Here is an 18298-nt window from a genome sequence, read left to right on the forward strand (position 1 = left end):
TTCCTGAACCCGAGACCGTAAGGAGGTCCGTTCGCCATGACCGTTGTCCCGGCACAGCAGACCGGAGGAGGCGGCAGCAGCGGCCTGTACGACGTCCTGGAACTCGTGCTCGACCGAGGGCTCGTCATCGACGCGTTCGTCCGTGTCTCCCTCGTCGGCATCGAGATCCTGAAGATCGACGTACGGGTCGTCGTCGCCAGCGTCGACACCTATCTGCGCTTCGCCGAGGCGTGCAACCGGCTCGACCTGGAGTCCGGCCCGCACAAGAGTCCCGGACTGCCCGACCTGGTCGGCGACATCACCGAGTCCGGTGCGCGCGGCAAGTCCAAGGGGGCGCTCTCCGGCGCCGCGGAGACCATATCCGACGCCTTCCGCCAGGCCCGCGAAGAGGGACAGCCGCGCGCGCGGACCCGTAAGTCCACCGCCGCGCGGGAGAAGAAGGAGGAGCAGGAGTGAGCACCTATGTCTACGGCATCGCCGCGGCCTCTCACCCGTCGCTCCCCGACGGCATGGGCGGGGTCGGCGAACCGGCCTGTCCCGTGCGCATTCTGAACCGGGGCGAGCTGGCGGCGATCGTCAGCGACGCGCCCGAGGGACTGCGCCCCAAGCGCCGTGATCTGCTCGCCCACCAGAGCGTGCTGAACGAGGCGGCGGCGGGCGGATCCGTGCTGCCCATGCGGTTCGGCAGTGTCGCGGCGGACGACAACGCCGTCACCGACGTCCTCGAGCAGCGCGTCGAGCACTACCTGGAGCGGCTGGACACACTGGCCGGAAAGGTCGAGTACAACGTCAAGGCCAGCCATGACCAGGAGGCCGTGCTGCACCGGGTGATGTCCGAGAACCAGGACATCCGCACCCTCGCCGAGGCCAACCGCAAGTCGGGAGGCGGGAGTTACGAGGACAGGTTGCGGCTGGGCGAGATGGTGGCGGCCGCGGTGCAGGGCCGTGAGGGCGAGGACGCCGCTCAGGTGCAGGGCGCCCTGGAGCCCGCCGCCGAGGCCGTGAGTGTGGGTCCCGAGTCCACGGGATGGCTGGCCAATGTGTCGTTCCTGGTGGACCGCGACACCTCCGCCGCGTTCCTGAACGCCGTAGAGGAGGTCCGCAAGGCCCACCCGCACCTCGATGTGCGGGTCAACGGCCCGCTGCCGCCGTACAGCTTCGTGGAGCCAGGGCCGGCCGAGCCCGCCGTCGCGACGGACGCGGAGTGAGCCATGGGGCTGATCGGAGAGGTGCTGCTGCTGCCGTTCGCACCTGTGCGCGGTAGCTTCTGGGCGGTGAGACAGGTGCTCACGGAGGCCGAGCGCCAGTACTACGACCCGGCCGCCGTACGAGCCGAACTGGCCCGCTTGGAGGAGCGACTGGAGTCGGGCGAGATCGACGCCCAGGAGTTCGACCGGTTGGAGGACCAGCTCCTGGACCGGCTGCAGATCGCCATGGAGCGCGGTGACCCCGGCACAGCGGGCGGTACGGCGCCATGAACCGACTGGAACTCGGCCTTGCCCTGGGCATCGCCTACGCCCTCGGGCGCAGAAGCGGCAGGTCGAGGCAGCTCGTGGCGGCCCGCACCCCGGCGACCACCACCGACCCGGCCGTTCAGCGGCTCAAGGCGGAGGCGTGGGCGTATGCCGTGGTGCGGGCCCGGCCCCTGTTCGCCGCCGTGGGCCGCAGGCTCGGCGGACTCAGTCTGAGACTCCAGGGCGTCGCCGACGGCAACAGCCCCGGCTTCGCCCGGCTCGCCCTGGCCGTCGGCCGCCATGTCGTGCGGAGCGGCGCTCGCGCGCACTCCGTGGACGAGTACGTGGACGACGTGGCGGACGTGGAGGAACCGGAGGGCGGGGAGGACTTCGAGGACGTGGAGGCGTATCTGCTGGAGCGTCTGGAGAACGTCGTGGACGCGGAGTTCGTGGATGAGGATCCGGAGGACGTCGTGGACGCGGAGTTCGTGGATGAGGATCCGGAGGACGTCGTGGACGCGGAGTTCGCGGACGAGGGCCCGGAGGACTCGGAGGACTCAGAAGAGCTGGAGGACCCGGAAGACCCTGAGGACCCAGAAGAGCTGGAGGACCCGGAAGGCCCTGAGGACCCGCGGGAAGGAGGCCGCTCATGACCACCCCCGGACGACTGCCCGATCCCTACGCGTCGCGCGACGGCGGCGCCAACCTGGCCGACATCCTCGAACGCGTCCTCGACAAGGGCGTCGTGATCGCGGGTGACATCCGGATCAACCTGCTGGACATCGAGCTGCTCACCATCAAGCTCCGCCTGGTCGTCGCCTCCGTAGACCGGGCCAAGGAGATGGGCATCGACTGGTGGGAGAACGACCCGGCGCTCTCCTCCGGCGCACGGCACAAGGAACTCGCCCGGGAGAACGCCGAGTTGCGCTCCCGGCTGGCCGCACTGGAGGAGGCGCGCACCGAGGAGGAGAGATCATGACCGGACTGCGGTATGTGTACGCCGTCTGCCGCCCCTTCGAAGCGTCGGCCGAGGACGTACCGGCGGGCGTCGCGGGGGTGCCGCCCCGGCAGCTGCCCCACGGCGGACTGATCGCCATCGTCGGCACGGTCCCCGAGGACGACTTCGCCGAGGGACCGCTCAGGGCCCATCTGGAGGACCTGGACTGGCTCACCGCCACCGCCCGCGCGCACCAGGGCGTCATCGACGCGCTCACCTCCGTCACGACCCCCCTGCCGCTGCGGCTCGCCACCGTGTTCCGGGACGACAGCGGCGTACGCGCGATGCTGGAGGAACGCGAGGACGACTTCCACCGTGCGCTGGACCGGCTCGACGGGCGGGTGGAATGGGGCGTCAAGGTGTACGCGGAGGCGGAACGGAGGGAACCGCCGGAAGGCCCGCAGGAGACTTCGGAGCCCCGGAAAGCCGCTTCGGGCCGTGATTACCTGCGCCGGCGGCGTGTGCAGCACCACGCTCAGGACGAAATGCGGGAAGACACCGAGCGGTTTGCGCGCGGGCTGCACGAACTCCTTTCCGGGTGCGCCGAGGACTCCCTGCTCCATTCCCCGCAGAATCCCGCGCTGTCCGGAGCGTCCGGCCGTAACGTGCTCAACGCGGCTTATCTGGTGCCGCGTTCGGCCTCGGAGGCGTTCGTGGAAAGAGTGCAGCGCGAAGAGAGCGGAATTCCCGGTGTCCGCGTGGAGCTGACGGGGCCCTGGGCCGCGTACTCCTTCAGCGGCGTCGACGGGGGGAGCGGGTCGTGACCGCTCTCGAACACCGTCAGGTCGCCCTGGTCGACCTCCTGGACCGGCTGCTGGCCGGCGGGGTGGTCGTCACGGGCGACCTCACTCTGCGTATCGCGGACGTCGACCTCGTCCGCATCGATCTGAACGCGCTGATCAGCTCGGTCGGCGAACAGGTGTCCGTGCCATGGGTGGAGGAACCGTGACCCAGCGACAGAACCGACTCGACCTCGATCCCGACACGGTGGAGCGCGACCTGGTGAAACTCGTGCTGACGGTCGTCGAACTGCTTCGCCAGCTCATGGAGCGGCAGGCGGTGCGCCGGTTCGACACCGGGGAGCTGAGCGAGGAGCAGGAGGAGCGCATCGGGCTCACCTTGATGCTCCTGGAGGACCGGATGACCGAGCTCCGAGAGCGGTACGGGCTGCGGCCCGAGGACCTCAATCTGGACCTCGGGCCGCTGGGGACACTGCTTCCCCGGGATTGATCACCGGAATGTCACCCGGCGATCCGGTGCCGGACGGATCTTCTGTTCCGACCGGTCACCATCGGTACCATCGACTCCTGCCTCCGGCCGCGGTGGTGCCGCGCATCAGGAATCCCAGAAGCCAGATCACGAGCACCGCAAGCGCGATCCACCACAGGACTTTGACTGCGAATCCGGCGCCGAAGAGAATCAGTGCCAGCAGAAGAACCAGTAGAACGGGAACCATAGTGTGACCTCCTGCTCACCGGGTTTCCCGAAATCCGGGAATCAGACGTCCTTTCGGCACAGAATTTCCCCGTGCAGTACCGCGAACCAGCCGTCCTCGTGCCGACCCCATTCCCGCCAGGCCTCGGAGACGCCCGTCAGTTGCTCGCCGGTCGCGTGACCACCCTCGGTGACGCGGTCGGCGTAGGCGGAGGCGAGGGTGCGGTCCGCCCACAGCCCGCTCCACCAGGACCGCTCCTGCGGTGTGGCGAAGGTCCAGGTGCCGGAGGTCGCCGTGATGTCCCTGAGGCCGGCCTGCAACGCCCATGAGCGCAGCCGCCGCCCGGCGTCGGGCTCGCCCCCGTTGGCGCGGGCGACCCGCCGGTACAGGTCCAGCCAGTCGTTCAGGCCCTCGGATGCCGGGTACCAGGTCATCGCCGCGTAGTCGGCGTCGCGTACGGCGATGAAACCGCCCGGACGGGTGACCCGGTGCATCTCGCGCAGCGCCTGCACCGGGTCGCCCACGTGCTGGAGCACCTGGTGTGCGTGGACCACGCAGAAGGTGTCGTCCGGGTAGTCAAGGGCGTGCACGTCCGCGACCGCGAAGTCGACGTTGGTGAGGCCTCGGGCGGCGGCCGTGGCCCGGGCCTGCTCCAGGATCCCCGGGGCGTGGTCGACACCGGTGACACGGCCGTCGGGTACCAGCTCCGCCAGGTCCGCGGTGATGGTGCCCGGGCCGCAGCCGATGTCCAGGATCCGCATGTGCGGCTTGAGCGAGTCGAGCAGGTACGCCGCGGAGTTGGCGGCGGTCCGCCAGGTGTGCGAGCGCAGCACGGACTCGTGGTGGCCGTGCGTGTAGACGGCCGTCTCCTTCGGCATGCCTGTCCTCTTCTCCTCGTGGTCCCCTGGTGCCGATGGCCCACCGCGCCACGGTCGTCGCCGCGGAGCGATGGGCCACCGGCACGCATCACGGTAGGCGCTCATGCCGAATAATGAGACCGGCGTCTTGCCATCTGGACGGGTGGCGGGCCGGCCGGTCAGCGGAGGGGGAGCGGGCGGTAGACGGTCAGTGCCTCGGGAAGCTTCTCGAGCGTCACCGCCCCCGCGGCCTCGGCGACTTCACCGTCGTAGGCGAGCAGGGTGCCCGGGGCGACGCCGTCCAGGCGCAGACGCCGCACCCGGACCGCCGAGTGTGCGGGGGAGCGGGACAGCGGGCCCGCGAACGCGGCCGTCAGCAGCCGGGTGGCGGGACGGCGCCCGCCGTGCACCACCCGCACGTCCAGCCTCCCGTCGGCCAGGTCGTGACGGCGGCCGGGGGCGAGACCCCTGCGGTGGTAGGTGCCGTTGCCCGCGAACAGCAGCCACAACGGGTGGGTCCGGCCGCCGAGTTCGACGCGCAGGGGGCGGTGGTCGCCGTGCAGTACCCGAAGCGCCGCGAGGACGCCGGCCGGCCAGCCGCCGATCCGCGGCGACCAGCGCTCCCGCTGACGCACCAGTTCCGGGTAGACCCCCAGGCTGAAGGTGTTGAGGAAACAGCCCCGGGTCGCACCGGAGGAGAACCGCCCCACGTCCACGCGGACCGCGTCGCCCTGCCGGAGCGCCCGCACCACGTCAGGGACCTCCTCGATACCGAGGTCGAGCGCGAAGTGGTTGAGTGTGCCGCCGGGCAGGACCGCGAGCGGGAGGCCGTGGCGCAGGGCGACCTCGGCGGCCGCGTTCACCGTGCCGTCGCCGCCGCACACCCCGAGGACACGGGCCCGGGCGGCCGCTTTCTCCAGCCCGGCGCGCACATCGGCCGGCTCGCACTCCACCGTCTCCGCGGCCGGAAGGGCGTCCTTCAGGGCATGGACGCGGTCCGGAGTTCCCGAACCCTTGTTCACGACGACCACCAGCCCCGCCCCGTCCGGCAACGCGGGCGCGTTCACGCTCGGGCGGCCGGGCGGCACCGGAACGCGGGTCGGCACGAGGCCCCGTAGGGCGTAGGCGGCGGTCATGCCCAGCGCCGCACCCGCGAGGACGTCGCTCGGGAAGTGGACGCCGGTGTAGACACGGGAGAGGGCGACAGCGCCGGCGAGCGGCGCGACCGCGGCGCCCCAGCCGCGCGACTCCAGGGCGACACCCGCGGCGAAGGCGGCGGCCGAGGCGGCGTGGCCCGACGGGAAGGACGTGGTGATCGGCTGGCGCTTGAGCCGGCGGACTGCCGGTACCGGGTCCAGTACGGGCCGGGGGCGACGGACCGAGCGCTTGCCGACGGTGTTGATGGTGGCCGAGGCGAGCGCGAGCGAGGCGACACCGCGGGCGGCCGCCCGGCGGGCGCGGGGGCTCCGGGTGGCGGCGAGGGCCGCGGCCGTGGCGAACCACAGAACACCGTGGTTGGCGGCGCGGCTCAGCCGGGGGAGCAGGGGGTCGGCCCCGGGCCAGTGCCGGGCGGCGACGGACTCGAACAGCCGGCAGTCCAGGGCGAGGAACCGGTCACGGAACGGATGCGGGCCCGGCGGGCGGGTGGTGAGGTCGACATCTGGGGTCATGGGGCGCGGATACCCCCGGAGGGCCGAACCGTGCGGGGAGAAGGGAGAGGCGGGGACCAGGGCGATGGGGAAGGCGCGGACCAGGGCAGGGGAGCGGGCCGATATCCGCTTGCCCCGTCCCGGCGTGGCCGCCCAGAATGCGCCGCATGGGTCATCTGGAAGCCGCACACCTCGAGTACTACCTTCCGGACGGGAGGGCACTGCTCGGCGATGTGTCCTTCCGGGTCGGCGAGGGCGCCGTCGTCGCGCTCGTCGGGCCCAACGGGGCCGGCAAGACCACCTTGCTGCGGCTGCTCTCCGGTGAGCTGAAGCCGCACGGCGGGACCGTCACCACCAGCGGCGGGCTCGGTGTGATGCGCCAGTTCGTGGGGTCCGTACGGGACGAGACGACCGTACGGGACCTGCTGGTCTCGGTCGCTCCGCCGCGTATCCGCGAGGCCGCCCGCGCGGTGGACGCCGCCGAGCACGCCGTGATGACCGTCGACGACGAGGCCGCCCAGCTCCGGTACGCGCAGGCCCTCGCCGACTGGGCCGAGGTGCGCGGGTACGAGTCGGAGACGCTGTGGGACATGTGCACCATGGCCGCGCTCGGCATCCCGTACGAGAAGGCCCAGTGGCGCCAGGTCCGCACCCTGTCCGGCGGCGAGCAGAAGCGGCTCGTGCTGGAGGCGCTGCTGCGCGGCACCGACGAGGTCCTGCTCCTCGACGAGCCCGACAACTACCTCGACGTACCCGGGAAGCGATGGCTGGAGGAGCGGCTCGCGGAGACCCGCAAGACCGTCCTGTTCGTCTCGCACGACCGGGAACTGCTGGCCCGCGCCGCACAGCGGCTCGTGTCGCTGGAGCCGGGTCCCGCCGGCGCCGACGCCTGGCTGCACGGCGGCGGCTTCGCCACGTACGACGAGGCCCGGCGTGAACGCTTCGCCCGCTTCGAGGAGTTGCGCAGACGCTGGGACGAGAAGCACGCACAGCTCAAGAAGCTGGTCCTGAACCTGCGCCAGGCCGCGACCGTCAGCCATGAGCTGGCGTCTCGCTACCAGGCCGCCCAGACCCGGCTGCGGAAGTTCGAGGAGGCCGGGCCGCCGCCCGAGCCGCCGCGCGAGCAGGACATCAGAATGCGGCTGAAGGGCGGCCGGACCGGCGTCCGTGCCGTCACCTGCGAGGGCCTCGAACTGACGGGCCTCATGAAGCCCTTCGACCTGGAGGTCTTCTACGGCGAACGGGTCGCGGTCCTCGGCTCCAACGGCTCCGGGAAGTCGCACTTCCTGCGTCTTCTCGCGGGCGGCGACGTGGCCCATGCGGGGCAGTGGCGGCTCGGGGCACGCGTCGTGCCCGGGCACTTCGCCCAGACGCACGCGCACCCCGAACTGGAGGGCCGTACGCTCCTGGACATCCTGTGGCGGGAGCACTCCCAGGACCGGGGAGCGGCGATGTCCCGGCTGCGCCGCTACGAGCTGACCTCGCAGGCCGAGCAGACCTTCGACCGGCTCTCGGGCGGTCAGCAGGCCCGTTTCCAGATCCTGCTGCTGGAACTTCAGGGGGTGACCGCCCTGCTGCTCGACGAGCCGACGGACAACCTGGACCTGGAGTCAGCCGAGGCGCTCCAGAAGGGCCTGGACGGATTCGAGGGCACGGTTCTCGCGGTGACCCACGACCGTTGGTTCGCGCGCTCGTTCGACCGCTATCTGGTCTTCGGCAGCGACGGCCGGCTCCGCGAGACCCCGGAGCCGGTGTGGGACGAACGGCGGGTGGAGCGGGCGCGGTAGGGCCTGCGCGCGGGGGAGCGGGCGTGGGCGAGTACGTGTGGGGGGAGTTCGCGGCGGTAGGGGCCTACACCCAGCGCAGCAGCGCCCCCACGCCGCCCGTCGGCACCTCGTCCGCGGTCGCCGCCGTCACCGAGACGGCCTCGGCCCGCGTCTCCACCACGGAGCGCACCAGGGCGTCGTCCGCCCGGGCCGGCCAGGCGTGCCGCTCACCCAGCGACCGTAGATCCTTGCGGCGCATCGCGAGCTGATCCGGGTCCTCGCCGACCCACACCTCACGACGGGTCTCCGGGCCGCCCGGCCGGATCAACAGTTCGTCGATCCGGTGTTCGCGTGCCGCCTCGACGACCGCGGGCACCCCCTCGACCGCCCGCGTCTGTCCCTCCTCGTCCGGTGCCAGGGCCGCCAGGAACCGCTCCAGCTCCTCGTCCGCCCGCCGGCGGACATGCTCGCTGCGGATCCGCTCCACGTCCTCGTCGAGCAGTCGGCTGCCCACGCCGTGCGAGGCCTCGGCCACCCGGGTCGTGAGCCGTCGCGGCAGCCGCTCCCGCACGGCATGGCGCTCGCGCTGCTCCCCGACGAGGATCACCAGGTCGGCACGGGTCTCCTCCTCGCAGACGGCGAGCGCGTCCGCGATCTCGGCCGCGTTGTGCTCCCAGGTGTTCTCGACCCGCAGCTGGAAGTGGCGCACCGACCAGTCCGCGGTGCCTCCGCGGTGCAGGGGCCACTGCTGCCCGGTCACGTGTCCGGCCTCCCGGCTGCCCAGCGCCCCGCGCAGCTCGAATTCGGCGCCCTTGCGGTCGATGTACGCCACCACGCACACCGGGTCCTCCCCGGCCAGCTCCAGCAGCGGCGCGGTGTGGGGCAGCGGCGTCCAGTGGGCCGAGGAGCCCGGCGGTACGGCGAGCAGGGGCGGATCCAGGACCACTTCCCCCGCCCGGGCGAACATCGCCCTTCCGTACGGTTCGGGCGAGTGACGCAGGTCCTCGACCGCCTCCCGCACGGCCCGGCACGTGGGCTCGTCAGCGCCCTGTCCGGCCAGCCACCGGGCGAGGGCCTGAGCGCTCAGCGAGAGCTCATGGGCGGTGGACTCGGTGTGCCGGGAGGTGTCGACGTATACGGAGGCCCAGGGGCCGGGATGTTCGTACAGTGGATGGAGGAATGCGAGATCCATGGCTCCCTCCCGGATACTGCTCGGGGTAGTGCCTTCCGGGCGGGTACCCGGACCGCACCGAGGAACACGACGAGCGGGGTACCACGATGACCGGAGTCGACCCGGACCGGCTGACCGACCAGCAGCTCATGAAGGAGCTGCAGACGATCCACCGCACCCGTCATGACACGCTGCTGCACGGCTCGAACGATGCGCTGCGGGCGCACAACGACCGCATGGCTCAGCTGGAGGGAGAGTATCTGCGCCGTCATCCCCGTCGCCCGGTCGTGGCGAGCCGGACCCGCAACGGGGCACGGGAGCGGGGAGCGGCCGACCTCGGGCCGTGCACGGGAGCCGAACCGGCCCGGTGAGCCCGCCCCAGGCCCGCTCAATGCGTCACGCCCCCCGGGTCATGCGCCCTTGCAGGCCCGGCCCCGGGTACCGGCCGGGCCCCGAGTCCTGACCGCTCCTAGTCGCCGAACTCCGTCAGGATCGCCTCGCAGAACGCCTTGAGGTCGTCCGGCTTGCGGCTGGTGATCAGCTTGTTCTGGCCCTGATCCAGCCGTACCTGCTCGTCCACCCAGGTGCCCCCCGCGTTGGTGATGTCCGTCCGCAGGCTCGGCCACGACGTCAACGTCCGGCCCCGTACGGCATCCGCCTCGACCAGGATCCAGGGCGCGTGGCAGATGGCCGCGACCGGACGGCCCTGCCGGAAGAAGGACCGGACGAACGAGACGGCCCGTTCGTCCATCCGCAGGAAGTCCGGATTGGCCACGCCGCCCGGCAGCACGAGCCCGTCGAAGGACTCGGCCTCCACCTGGCCGACGACCGCGTCCACCGGGAAGGTGTCCGCCTTGTCGAGGTGATTGAACGCCTGGATGTGGCCCGGCTTCGTGGAGACCAGGACCGGCTGGTGTCCGGCCTCGGACACCGACGTCCAGGGATCGGTGAGTTCGACCTGCTCCACACCCTCGGGCGCGGTCAGGAACGCGATACGCATGATGTTCACTGTCCTTTCTCCGCCTCCGCGTGCCTCACGGCCTCGTGTACCGCGGCCCCGGCCAACTGCACGCACGGCGGAAGCGGGTTGACCTCGAGGCGCCCGTCCGGCGCCGGTCGTCCGTCCGGCCGGGGACCCATGCCTGCACCGCGCTGCCTCATGCCTCCACGACGGCTTCGGCGAGCTGCTGGGCGTTGGCGTAGCGCGCCGAGCGCGGTAGGCGCGTCACGGTCTCGACGAGCGTGTCCGGGGCGTGCCTGCGGCGCAGGGCCTCGATCAGGTCGTCCCGGCGCGCCGGGAAGGCCGTACGGCCCAGGATCCGGGCGAACTCGTAGCGCACGTCGGCCACCGAGCGCCCGCCGCCCGGGACCACCGGACCGGCCCAGATCGCCGGATCGTCGTCGGCGCTCGGCTCGGGGTCGTGCCACTCCTCGGTCCGCGTCGGGTGACCGGACCGCAGCAGTCCCTGCAGTTCGTGCTTCATCTCGTCGTCGCGATGGACGTTCAGCCGGTCGCTGCCTCGCTGCATGACTCCCTCCAGATGTTCGGGGGTGGCAGTCGCGTACCCGGTGGGCCGCGATCGACACGGAATCCCGGCAGGCGGTCGGCAGCCGCCGGTCCGGGGCCGTCCGGGTGACCGGGGCGCCGGGGTGTTTGCCGCGGAGGCGGCAGGGCAGGCGCTGTCTCAGTGCTTCGGACCGGAGGCACGTCCGTGGGAGCGGTGGATACCCGCCACGGGTGTGCCCGTCCGACGGGGTGCCCTCCCACGCTGACCGTCCACCCAAGGCACCAGCTAGGGAGTTGCGATCCACCATGCCCAACCGAGTGAGCGTGAAGCACCACCCGCACGACGACGCCCCCGACACCACGGAGGCCTTCCGCAGGCTCGCCACGCTCCCCGCAGGCCCTGAGCGCGACACGCTCCGCGACGAGATCGTCGAGGCCTGGCTGCCCATGGCCGATCGGCTGGCAGTACGGTTCCGCAGCCGCGGCGAGAGCCTGGAGGATCTGCGCCAGGTCGCCGCGCTCGGCCTCGTCAAGGCCGTCGACCGGTATGACCCGGAACGCGGTCACGCCTTCGAGAGCTATGCCGTCCCCACCGTCACCGGAGAGATCAAGCGGCACTTCCGTGACCACATGTGGACCCTGCATGTGCCGCGCCGCGTCCAGGACCTGCGCAACCGGGTCCGGTTCGCCTGCCAGGACCTGTCCGGGACCATCTCGGGCCGCAGGCCCACCATCCCCGAGATCGCCGAGCACGCGGGGATGAGCGAGGAGGACGTCCGGGAGGGCCTGGAGGCCCTGGAGAGCTTCACCGCGCTGTCGCTGGACGCCGAGGTGCCGGGCAGCGAGGACGGGTACTCGCTCGGCGACTCCCTCGGCGCGCCCGACGGGGCGCTCGACACCGTCGTCGACCGTGAGGCCGTCAAGCCCCGGCTGCAGGCCCTGCCCGAGCGGGAGCGCGCCATCCTCTACATGCGGTTCTTCGACGACATGACGCAGAGCAGCATCGCCGAACGGCTCGGCATCTCCCAGATGCACGTCTCCCGGCTGATCAGCCGCTGCTGCAACCGGCTCAGGGACCAGGTCATGAAGGACGCCGCATAGAGGTCACGGCGACACAGCGACACGCCGATTCGGCGACACAGGCGCACAGGGACGTGGCGGCACAGCGGACGCGGCACAGCGGCACCGGCGGGGAGCGGGTCCCGCCGGTGCCGCTGACCCGTCGGTGCGCGGGCGTCACCCGCGCGGTGGTTCCGGTCGCGCGAATGGGGCAGGGCCGCGCGCGGGCCGGGGCCGGGCGGGCTGTCATGGGCTTGCGGGCATGGCGACCGTGCCCGCGACACCCCCGCCGAAGGAGTTCGTATGCGTCGTAGTGCCCGCGTCCTGTCCGTCACCGCTCTGGCCGGCGCCGCCCTGGGGGCGGTCGGTCCGCCCGCCGTCGCCCTGGGCGCGATAACCCCGGCCGCCTCCGCCGGCTCCTCCGGCGGCCTCACCGCACGCTCCATAGGTACCGGCCGCACGCTCACGGCCCCGGTCACCTGCGACCCGGCCGACCGACCTGACGACTACGGCGGCTACGGCGCCTACGACGGCGACGACGGAGACGACGGCCCGGACAGTGCCGACGAACCCGACGGCTCGGACGGCTCGGACGGCCCCGACAGCTACGACGTGTCCGACCGCGCCGGCGAGACGGCCGACCAGGACGGGGTCGGCACCGACGTACGCCACGGCGGTACGGCACGGATCGCGGCCGTCGGTACCGCCTACACCAGCGGCAGCCTCCCCGAGGTCCGTGCCGGGCGGCGGTCCGCGACCGGACGGTGCCCGCAGTCCTCCGGCGAAGAGAGGCCCTGGAGCACCGCGTCGCCGGAGACCGGTGACGGCACCCGCCCGGCCGACGGCCGGGAACAGCCGCTGGGCCGGCAGCAGCCGGGAACCCAGCTCGGGCGGCAGGGCCTGACCCGGCCGAGCCCGCAAGGGGAGTACCCGGACGGACTGTCGCAGCAGGGCCGACGGCCCGGGAGGCAGTACGGGGTGGGGAGGCGACCGGGGGACGGCGCGGCACAGCAGTACGGTCAGCAGCCGGGGGAGGGCGAGGCGCAGCAGCAGTACGGGCAGCAGCCGGGCGGGGAGCTGGACGACGGGCCGGGATGGCAGACGGACGAGGGCCGGCACGACGGGTCGGGTCAGCTGCAGGGGGCGGGGCTGGGCAGGCGGCCGGTGGGCGGCGAGTCGCAACTGTTCGGGCGGCAGCCGGGCGGGGGCCGGATGCAGCAGTACGGGCAGCGATCGGGCGGGGAGCTGGACGACGGGCCGGGATGGCAGGCGAACGAGGGCCGGTACGACGGGTCGGGTCAGCTGCAAGGGTCGGGGCTGGTCAGGCGGCCGGGGGTGGGCCAGATGCAGCAGTACGGGCAGCAGTCGGACGAGGGCGAGGCGCAGCAGTACGCGCAGCAGTCGGACGAGGGTCAGGCGCAGCAGTACGGGCAGCAGTCGGGCGAGGGTCACGCGCAGCAGTACGGGCAGCAGTCGGGCGAGGAGCTGGACGACGAGACGGACGGGGAGGGGCAGCAGCAAGGACAGCAACAGGTCCGGCACGAGGGACAGGGGTTTCGACAGGGCCAGGGCCAGGCCTTCAGCACCGGTCGAGGGCGTCAACAGGGCAGGGGAGAGGCCCAGGGCAACGATCAGGGGCACCGGCAGCAGTCGGGTCGGGGCCGAGAGCAGGGCGAGGCCCGGAAGAACGGGTCGGGGCAGCAGCAAGGGCAGCGCGGGCAGGGGAAGAACAACGGGCGGACGGGTGTCGGTGCGCAGCACGGGGTGAACGCGGGCCTGGGAGGTTCCTACGCCGCGTCCGTCCCCGCGCTCGTCATCGGAGGCCTCCTGATCGCGGGCGCGTTCGCCGCCGCCCTGCACCGGATCTGGCCGCGCCGCGGCCGCGCACGGCTGAACCCGTGATCCGGTGAACCCCCGCCGGACACCCATGATCGGCCGGAACCCTGGGTACTCAGATCCCTGGGGCACCACCAGCACCGTAGGGGAACAACCGGCACGGTAGCGAACAGGCGTACGAGGATGGTCGGCCGGGCGGCGGATGCCCGTGGCGAGCCGGGGACGGGGACCGGCATCAGGGACTGCGCGGAGGCACGCATGCGGCGGACGGATCCGGAAGGGCACGGCCCCGTCCGCTACGGCCCGCCCCTGCCCGGCGACGGACTGCCCCTGCTGCCCGTGCTGTCCACCGCGCTCGCCCGGGCCGCCGGCCATGACGGCGCCCGGCCCACCGGCGGTGTGACCGGGCTGTCCGAGGCCGCCTGCGGTTACTTCGCACGACGGGGGCTGCCCGCCCGTCCCGAGGAGGTGGCCGCCGCACCCGGCGCCGCCTCCCTGCTTCTCGCCGTCACCGCCGCGCTCGGCGGTGACGTGCTCGTCCCACGGCCCTGTGCCGCCTGGTGGGTGCCCCAGGTCAGGGCACTCGGACGGGCCGTGTTTCCGGTGCCGACACCCGCCGAGTGCGGCGGCGTCCCCGACCCGTACGCCCTGTTGGAGACCGTGCGCAGGATCCGCGCGGAGGGCGGCGACCCCCGGCTGCTGGTGCTGGCCGTCGCCGACGACCCGACCGCCACCGTGGCGCCGCCCGAGCTGGTGCACGAGACCGTGGAGGCCGCCGCCGGGGAGGGGCTCCACCTGGTGAGCGACGAGACCTGGCGCGACACCGTGCACCGGCCGCACGAGACCGTCCTGCTCAGCCCGGCCGAGATGCTGCCCGAACGGGTCACCGTGGTCACCGACCTCGCCGGACCCTTTCTGCCGACGGGCTGGCCCGCGGCCGTCGCCCGCTTCCCGGCCACCGCCGACGGCGCCGGGCTGCGGGCCCGCGCCCTGGACGTGCTCACCGCGCTCGGCGCCCATGTCGCCGACCCGGTCGCCGCCGCGGCCGCGTACGCGCTGGCGGAGCCCCCCGAGATCACCCGACGTCTCGCCGCCGCTGTCGCGCTGCACACGCGCGTGGCCGACGCCGTGCACCGGCGCGTGGTCTCCGCGGGTGCCGTCGCCAGACCTCCGCAGGCCGGGCGCCACCTCTACGCCGACCTCGACCCGCTGCGTCCCGCGCTCGGCGCGCACGACGTCGGAGACGCTCAGGAACTGGAGGACTTCCTCACCGCCCGGCTCGGTATGCCCGTGCCGGGCGGCCATCGCTTCGGGGACGATCTGGCGGCGCTCCGCGTCCGTCTGTCCACCGGTCCCCTCCTCGGCACCACCGCCGAGGAACGCGAGCAGTGCCTCCAGTTCCCCGCGCCCTTGGAACTGCCGCATCTGCAACGCGCGTTGAACCTCCTTGGATCGGTCTTCGACGATCTCCGCGACGACGCTCAGCGATGGGAGCCTCCTCGATGACGCAGCAGTCCGAGCCGCCCGCGACCCCCACCCCGGCGTACCAGAGCGTGGGTGAGCCGGAGCCCGCGTCCCTGCTGAGCCCGGTCCCCGGAGGACCGGCCCCGCTCCCGCCGCTGGCCGAGCCCCGTCCGCTGGGCGAGCACCGTATCTGGCCCCGCTCCTTCGTCGACCGGCTCACCGCGCCCCTGCCCGGCATCAAGGCCCTGGCCCGCTTCGCCCGCGAGGGCGCCGTACGGCCCGGGCCCGAGGGGCTCAGGGACGTCCCGCTGCTGCCGTACGAGCCGCAGCCGCTGCCCCGAACCGACACCCGCACGATCGCCGTCTCCTGGGCGGGGCACGCCAGTTGGGTGGTGCGCATCGGCGGGCTGACCGTCCTCACCGACCCGGTGTGGTCCCGGCGCATCCTCGGCACACCGGCCCGGATCACCCCCGTCGGCATCGGCTGGCACGCCCTGCCGCGCATCGACGCCGTGGTGATCAGCCACAACCACTACGACCATCTGGACGCCCCGACCCTGCGTCGGCTCCCGGCCACGACACCCCTGTTCGTACCGGCCGGGCTCGCCCCGTGGTTCCGGCGGCGCAGATTCACCTGCGTCACCGAGCTGGACTGGTGGGAGGGCGCCGAACTCGACGGTGTCCGCTTCGACTTCGTCCCCGCCCACCACTGGTCCAAGCGCACGCTGACCGACACCTGCCGCTCCCTGTGGGGCGGCTGGATACTGACGGCGTCCGACGGACGACGCGTGTACTTCGCGGGGGACACGGGGTACGGCCGCTGGTTCGAGCGGATCGGCCTCCGCTATCCGGGGATCGATCTGGCGCTCATGCCGATCGGCGCCTACGACCCGCGCTGGTGGCTCCGCGACGTCCACTGCGACCCGGAGGAGGCGGTGCGGGCGACGGCCGACCTCGGCGCGCGCCGCATGGCACCCATGCACTGGGGCACGTTCGTGCTGTCCGCGGAGCCGGTCCTCGAACCGCTGACGCGGGTCCGGGAGGCCTGGGAGAAGGCGGGACTGGCCCGAGAACACCTGTGGGACCTGCCGGTCGGCGCGTCCCGGGTGCTGGAGTGAGCCGTCCGATTCAGGAGGCGACGGAGCGGCGCACCCGGCGCCAGACGCCGGGCGCCGCGCTGACCACGAGAGTCAGCGCGACCGCCGCCACCACACCCTCCCAGGGCCTCGGGAACAGGGAGCCGCCCAGGATGCCGATCAGCTGGTACGTCACCGCCCAGGCGAGACAGGCCGGGGCGTCGCCGCGGGCGAAGTCCCTGAGCGGCATCCCGGCCAGCAGACAGGCGAGCATCACCGGGATACGGCCGGCCGGGACGAGCCGGGAGAGGGTGAGCACCGCGATGCCGTGGTCGTCCAGCTTCTGCTGCGCCTGGGCGAGCCGTTCCTCCGGGGCGCGGTCGCGGATCGTCCGGAGCCAGCGGGAGCCGTTCTTCGACCGCATGCCGCGCCGCCCCAGCCAGTAGAGCGCGACGTCCCCGAGGGAGGCGGCGAGCGAGGACACGACGAAGACCAGCGCCAGCGAGAACGGCGCGGTCTGATGGAAGGCCACCACCGCGGCCGAGCTGACGAGGGCCCCGGTGGGCACGACCGGCACCAGCGCACCGACCAGCACCAGCAGGAACAGCGTCGGATAACCCACGGCCTGCTGAGTGGACTCCGTGGGCACGGTGCCACCCGTGACGGCGAAGAACATCATCGGGCGGTCTCCAGCCGTATGCTCTCGCCGTGCGCGAGGAGGTGCACCGCGACCTCCGGCGCACGTTCCGCGGCCAGGCGCACGAACTCCTGGCCCGGCGCGTGGAATTCATGGGGGCGCACGGTGTCCATCCCGATCGGCCAGTACGTGCCGTAGTGCACCGGCACCGCGCTGCGCGGCATCAGCCCGGCGAGCGCCGGCGCGGCGCGCCCCGCATCCAGATGCCCTTCCCTGAGAAAGGGTCCCCAGCCGCCGACCGGCAGCAGCGCCACGTCGACCGGCCCGACCTCCTCGGCCATCGACGGGAACAGGCCCGTGTCCCCGGCGAAGTACGTCCGGGCCTCGCCCTCGACGACGAACCCCAGGGCGGGGGAGTGGTGCGGTCCCATCGGCAGCCGGCGTCCGTCGTGCCGCGCGGAGACGACCCGTACCACCAGGTCACCGACCTGTACCCGGTCGCCCGGCACGACCTCGGTGACCCGCAGCCCGCCCAGCCGCCGCAGCCCCGGCACCTGCCCGGGGGCTCCGCGCGGCACCAGCAGACGGGTGCCAGGGGTCACTCGAGCCAGCGACGGTACATGCAGATGGTCGGCGTGCAGATGCGACACCAGCGCCAGGTCCGCGACCGCGGCCTCGGGCGGCGGCGGGGCACCGCGGCGCCGCCGCAGATGTGCCAGACGCCGTGCGAACAGGGGATCGGTCAGGACCCGTACACCGGAGTCCTCGACCGTGCAGGTGGCGTGTCCCCACCACGTGATCTCCACCGGCACCCCGATGCCTCCTTCGTGCGACTCCCCCCGAGCCTACGGGCAGGGGTAGGGTCGGCGGCGAAACCCTGAGGTGAGGGGGGACCCCATGGGAGATGCGCACGGCACCTCCGGCACACGCGACGCCTGCGGCGGTCCGGACACGGTCCGGGTCACGGCGATCGCCAGCCTGACGCCGCTGGAGGAGCTGGACGCGGACCCCTTCCTCGTCGACTCCCGCAGCCAGCACGCGATGTGCGCCCGCTGGGCGGCGGAGCGCGGCTATGTGGTGAAGCGGGAACTGCTCGTCCGGGGGCTGCGCCCCGACCACAGTGCGCTGTGGTCGGACGTGGACGCGGGCCTGGTCGATCTGTTCGTCGCCCCGAGCCGCCGGGTGCTGGAGCGCGCCCTGTCCTCCGTGGAGGAGTTCACCGCCGAGTGCGCTCGGCGGGGCGTGCGCATCGAGACGGTCGGTCACGCGGAACCCTCCTACGACGCCCAGATGAAGGCCCGCGTCCACCGCCGCCTCTCGATGCCGACCGCCGGCTACGACGGCCGCTGACCCGGCCCCGCCCCCTCCGCGCTCCCCGGGCCCCGCCACC

At 72.8% G+C, this 18298-nt stretch carries 23 protein-coding genes; 15 read left to right on the plus strand and 8 right to left on the minus strand.

What is annotated here, in order from left to right:
• The first annotated feature begins 36 nt into the window (after positions 1-36).
• Genes ACFYX0_RS18235 through ACFYX0_RS18270 form a run of 8 tightly spaced genes read left to right on the plus strand, consistent with a single transcriptional unit; the run spans position 37 to position 3681 of the window.
• Positions 37-456, plus strand: a complete 420-nt coding sequence (locus ACFYX0_RS18235; protein WP_355911774.1) for a gas vesicle structural protein GvpA — start codon at positions 37-39, stop codon at positions 454-456.
• Entirely contained in the window at positions 453-1208 is a 756-nt protein-coding gene (locus ACFYX0_RS18240) for a GvpL/GvpF family gas vesicle protein (protein WP_388971333.1), read from the plus strand. Before ACFYX0_RS18235 ends, ACFYX0_RS18240 begins: the two co-directional genes overlap by 4 nt.
• Before the next feature lie 3 nt (positions 1209-1211).
• Complete coding sequence (locus ACFYX0_RS18245) at positions 1212-1478, plus strand: gas vesicle protein GvpG (RefSeq protein WP_355911780.1); 267 nt, start codon at positions 1212-1214, stop codon at positions 1476-1478.
• Positions 1475-2107 (plus strand): hypothetical protein, encoded by a 633-nt coding sequence (locus ACFYX0_RS18250; protein WP_388971335.1) that lies wholly within the window; start codon positions 1475-1477, stop codon positions 2105-2107. Before ACFYX0_RS18245 ends, ACFYX0_RS18250 begins: the two co-directional genes overlap by 4 nt.
• Positions 2104-2433, plus strand: coding sequence for a gas vesicle protein (locus ACFYX0_RS18255; RefSeq protein WP_355911786.1), 330 nt, complete (start codon positions 2104-2106; stop codon positions 2431-2433). Before ACFYX0_RS18250 ends, ACFYX0_RS18255 begins: the two co-directional genes overlap by 4 nt.
• Positions 2430-3215, plus strand: coding sequence for a GvpL/GvpF family gas vesicle protein (locus tag ACFYX0_RS18260; protein ID WP_388971337.1), 786 nt, complete (start codon positions 2430-2432; stop codon positions 3213-3215). The genes ACFYX0_RS18255 and ACFYX0_RS18260 overlap by 4 nt, the downstream gene beginning before the upstream one ends.
• On the plus strand, positions 3212-3400 hold the full coding sequence (locus ACFYX0_RS18265; RefSeq protein ID WP_355911791.1) for a gas vesicle protein: 189 nt from the start codon (positions 3212-3214) through the stop codon (positions 3398-3400). The genes ACFYX0_RS18260 and ACFYX0_RS18265 overlap by 4 nt, the downstream gene beginning before the upstream one ends.
• Complete coding sequence (locus ACFYX0_RS18270) at positions 3397-3681, plus strand: gas vesicle protein K (protein WP_311693546.1); 285 nt, start codon at positions 3397-3399, stop codon at positions 3679-3681. The genes ACFYX0_RS18265 and ACFYX0_RS18270 overlap by 4 nt, the downstream gene beginning before the upstream one ends.
• Positions 3682-3736: 55 nt before the next feature.
• On the opposite strand, the gene ACFYX0_RS18275 is transcribed toward ACFYX0_RS18270, so the two are convergent.
• From ACFYX0_RS18275 to ACFYX0_RS18285, 3 genes are all read right to left on the minus strand, one after another.
• The gene (locus ACFYX0_RS18275; RefSeq protein WP_355911797.1) at positions 3737-3907 is read right to left on the minus strand and encodes a hydrophobic protein; all 171 of its coding nucleotides are present in this window, start codon (positions 3905-3907) and stop codon (positions 3737-3739) included.
• Positions 3908-3948: 41 nt separating this feature from the next.
• The gene (locus ACFYX0_RS18280) at positions 3949-4764 is read right to left on the minus strand and encodes a class I SAM-dependent methyltransferase (RefSeq protein WP_355911800.1); all 816 of its coding nucleotides are present in this window, start codon (positions 4762-4764) and stop codon (positions 3949-3951) included.
• Between the two features lie 158 nt (positions 4765-4922).
• Positions 4923-6413 (minus strand): bifunctional phosphatase PAP2/diacylglycerol kinase family protein, encoded by a 1491-nt coding sequence (locus ACFYX0_RS18285; RefSeq protein ID WP_388971339.1) that lies wholly within the window; start codon positions 6411-6413, stop codon positions 4923-4925.
• Positions 6414-6559: 146 nt separating this feature from the next.
• Between ACFYX0_RS18285 and ACFYX0_RS18290 the strand changes: the two genes are divergently transcribed.
• Positions 6560-8179, plus strand: a complete 1620-nt coding sequence (locus ACFYX0_RS18290; RefSeq protein ID WP_388971341.1) for an ABC-F family ATP-binding cassette domain-containing protein — start codon at positions 6560-6562, stop codon at positions 8177-8179.
• Between the two features lie 64 nt (positions 8180-8243).
• Here ACFYX0_RS18290 and ACFYX0_RS18295 read toward each other — a convergent pair whose 3' ends face one another.
• Positions 8244-9350, minus strand: a complete 1107-nt coding sequence (locus ACFYX0_RS18295; RefSeq protein ID WP_388971343.1) for a Vms1/Ankzf1 family peptidyl-tRNA hydrolase — start codon at positions 9348-9350, stop codon at positions 8244-8246.
• An 86-nt stretch (positions 9351-9436) separates the two neighbouring features.
• Between ACFYX0_RS18295 and ACFYX0_RS18300 the strand changes: the two genes are divergently transcribed.
• On the plus strand, positions 9437-9700 hold the full coding sequence (locus ACFYX0_RS18300; protein WP_311693557.1) for a DUF6158 family protein: 264 nt from the start codon (positions 9437-9439) through the stop codon (positions 9698-9700).
• A 98-nt stretch (positions 9701-9798) separates the two neighbouring features.
• Here ACFYX0_RS18300 and ACFYX0_RS18305 read toward each other — a convergent pair whose 3' ends face one another.
• Together ACFYX0_RS18305 and ACFYX0_RS18310 are read right to left on the minus strand one after the other, a co-directional pair.
• A complete protein-coding gene (locus ACFYX0_RS18305; RefSeq protein WP_355911812.1) occupies positions 9799-10329 on the minus strand; it encodes a type 1 glutamine amidotransferase domain-containing protein in 531 nt (176 codons plus the stop codon).
• Positions 10330-10486: 157 nt separating this feature from the next.
• Positions 10487-10858 carry a DUF2795 domain-containing protein gene (locus ACFYX0_RS18310; RefSeq protein ID WP_311696553.1) on the minus strand — a complete coding sequence of 124 codons (372 nt, stop codon included), beginning with the start codon at positions 10856-10858 and terminating at the stop codon, positions 10487-10489.
• Between the two features lie 284 nt (positions 10859-11142).
• Between ACFYX0_RS18310 and ACFYX0_RS18315 the strand changes: the two genes are divergently transcribed.
• The 4 genes from ACFYX0_RS18315 to ACFYX0_RS18330 all read left to right on the plus strand — a co-directional run bounded on the left by ACFYX0_RS18315 (position 11143) and on the right by ACFYX0_RS18330 (position 16313).
• Entirely contained in the window at positions 11143-11937 is a 795-nt protein-coding gene (locus ACFYX0_RS18315; RefSeq protein WP_355911818.1) for an RNA polymerase sigma factor SigF, read from the plus strand.
• A gap of 261 nt (positions 11938-12198) precedes the next feature.
• Positions 12199-13797 (plus strand): hypothetical protein, encoded by a 1599-nt coding sequence (locus tag ACFYX0_RS18320; protein ID WP_388971345.1) that lies wholly within the window; start codon positions 12199-12201, stop codon positions 13795-13797.
• Positions 13798-13989: 192 nt separating this feature from the next.
• Positions 13990-15237 (plus strand): aminotransferase class I/II-fold pyridoxal phosphate-dependent enzyme, encoded by a 1248-nt coding sequence (locus tag ACFYX0_RS18325; RefSeq protein WP_388971347.1) that lies wholly within the window; start codon positions 13990-13992, stop codon positions 15235-15237.
• Positions 15234-16313: an MBL fold metallo-hydrolase gene (locus ACFYX0_RS18330; protein ID WP_355911827.1), complete on the plus strand. Its 1080-nt coding sequence runs from the start codon at positions 15234-15236 to the stop codon at positions 16311-16313. Before ACFYX0_RS18325 ends, ACFYX0_RS18330 begins: the two co-directional genes overlap by 4 nt.
• A 10-nt stretch (positions 16314-16323) precedes the next feature.
• Here the strand turns inward: ACFYX0_RS18330 and ACFYX0_RS18335 are convergent, their stop codons facing one another.
• Positions 16324-16950: a DedA family protein gene (locus ACFYX0_RS18335; RefSeq protein WP_388971349.1), complete on the minus strand. Its 627-nt coding sequence runs from the start codon at positions 16948-16950 to the stop codon at positions 16324-16326.
• Positions 16947-17720: an MBL fold metallo-hydrolase gene (locus tag ACFYX0_RS18340; protein WP_388971351.1), complete on the minus strand. Its 774-nt coding sequence runs from the start codon at positions 17718-17720 to the stop codon at positions 16947-16949. Before ACFYX0_RS18340 ends, ACFYX0_RS18335 begins: the two co-directional genes overlap by 4 nt.
• A gap of 85 nt (positions 17721-17805) precedes the next feature.
• On the opposite strand from ACFYX0_RS18340, the gene ACFYX0_RS18345 reads away from it, so the two are divergent.
• Entirely contained in the window at positions 17806-18258 is a 453-nt protein-coding gene (locus tag ACFYX0_RS18345; RefSeq protein ID WP_311696560.1) for a hypothetical protein, read from the plus strand.
• Positions 18259-18298: the final 40 nt, after the last annotated feature.

It is taken from the genome of Streptomyces sp. NPDC002573, from assembly GCF_042889625.1.
Classification (GTDB): domain Bacteria; phylum Actinomycetota; class Actinomycetes; order Streptomycetales; family Streptomycetaceae; genus Streptomyces; species Streptomyces gibsoniae.

Coding starts and splice junctions, on each gene's coding strand:
- ACFYX0_RS18345 (WP_311696560.1), top strand. CDS start 17,806: ATGGGAGATGCGCACGGCACCTCCGGCACACGCGACGCCTGCGGCGGT.
- ACFYX0_RS18330 (WP_355911827.1), top strand. CDS start 15,234: ATGACGCAGCAGTCCGAGCCGCCCGCGACCCCCACCCCGGCGTACCAG.
- ACFYX0_RS18235 (WP_355911774.1), top strand. CDS start 37: ATGACCGTTGTCCCGGCACAGCAGACCGGAGGAGGCGGCAGCAGCGGC.
- ACFYX0_RS18295 (WP_388971343.1), bottom strand. CDS start 9,350: ATGGATCTCGCATTCCTCCATCCACTGTACGAACATCCCGGCCCCTGG.
- ACFYX0_RS18290 (WP_388971341.1), top strand. CDS start 6,560: ATGGGTCATCTGGAAGCCGCACACCTCGAGTACTACCTTCCGGACGGG.
- ACFYX0_RS18255 (WP_355911786.1), top strand. CDS start 2,104: ATGACCACCCCCGGACGACTGCCCGATCCCTACGCGTCGCGCGACGGC.
- ACFYX0_RS18325 (WP_388971347.1), top strand. CDS start 13,990: ATGCGGCGGACGGATCCGGAAGGGCACGGCCCCGTCCGCTACGGCCCG.
- ACFYX0_RS18250 (WP_388971335.1), top strand. CDS start 1,475: ATGAACCGACTGGAACTCGGCCTTGCCCTGGGCATCGCCTACGCCCTC.
- ACFYX0_RS18310 (WP_311696553.1), bottom strand. CDS start 10,858: ATGCAGCGAGGCAGCGACCGGCTGAACGTCCATCGCGACGACGAGATG.
- ACFYX0_RS18305 (WP_355911812.1), bottom strand. CDS start 10,329: ATGCGTATCGCGTTCCTGACCGCGCCCGAGGGTGTGGAGCAGGTCGAA.
- ACFYX0_RS18260 (WP_388971337.1), top strand. CDS start 2,430: ATGACCGGACTGCGGTATGTGTACGCCGTCTGCCGCCCCTTCGAAGCG.
- ACFYX0_RS18335 (WP_388971349.1), bottom strand. CDS start 16,950: ATGATGTTCTTCGCCGTCACGGGTGGCACCGTGCCCACGGAGTCCACT.
- ACFYX0_RS18300 (WP_311693557.1), top strand. CDS start 9,437: ATGACCGGAGTCGACCCGGACCGGCTGACCGACCAGCAGCTCATGAAG.
- ACFYX0_RS18245 (WP_355911780.1), top strand. CDS start 1,212: ATGGGGCTGATCGGAGAGGTGCTGCTGCTGCCGTTCGCACCTGTGCGC.
- ACFYX0_RS18280 (WP_355911800.1), bottom strand. CDS start 4,764: ATGCCGAAGGAGACGGCCGTCTACACGCACGGCCACCACGAGTCCGTG.
- ACFYX0_RS18275 (WP_355911797.1), bottom strand. CDS start 3,907: ATGGTTCCCGTTCTACTGGTTCTTCTGCTGGCACTGATTCTCTTCGGC.
- ACFYX0_RS18285 (WP_388971339.1), bottom strand. CDS start 6,413: ATGACCCCAGATGTCGACCTCACCACCCGCCCGCCGGGCCCGCATCCG.
- ACFYX0_RS18315 (WP_355911818.1), top strand. CDS start 11,143: ATGCCCAACCGAGTGAGCGTGAAGCACCACCCGCACGACGACGCCCCC.
- ACFYX0_RS18320 (WP_388971345.1), top strand. CDS start 12,199: ATGCGTCGTAGTGCCCGCGTCCTGTCCGTCACCGCTCTGGCCGGCGCC.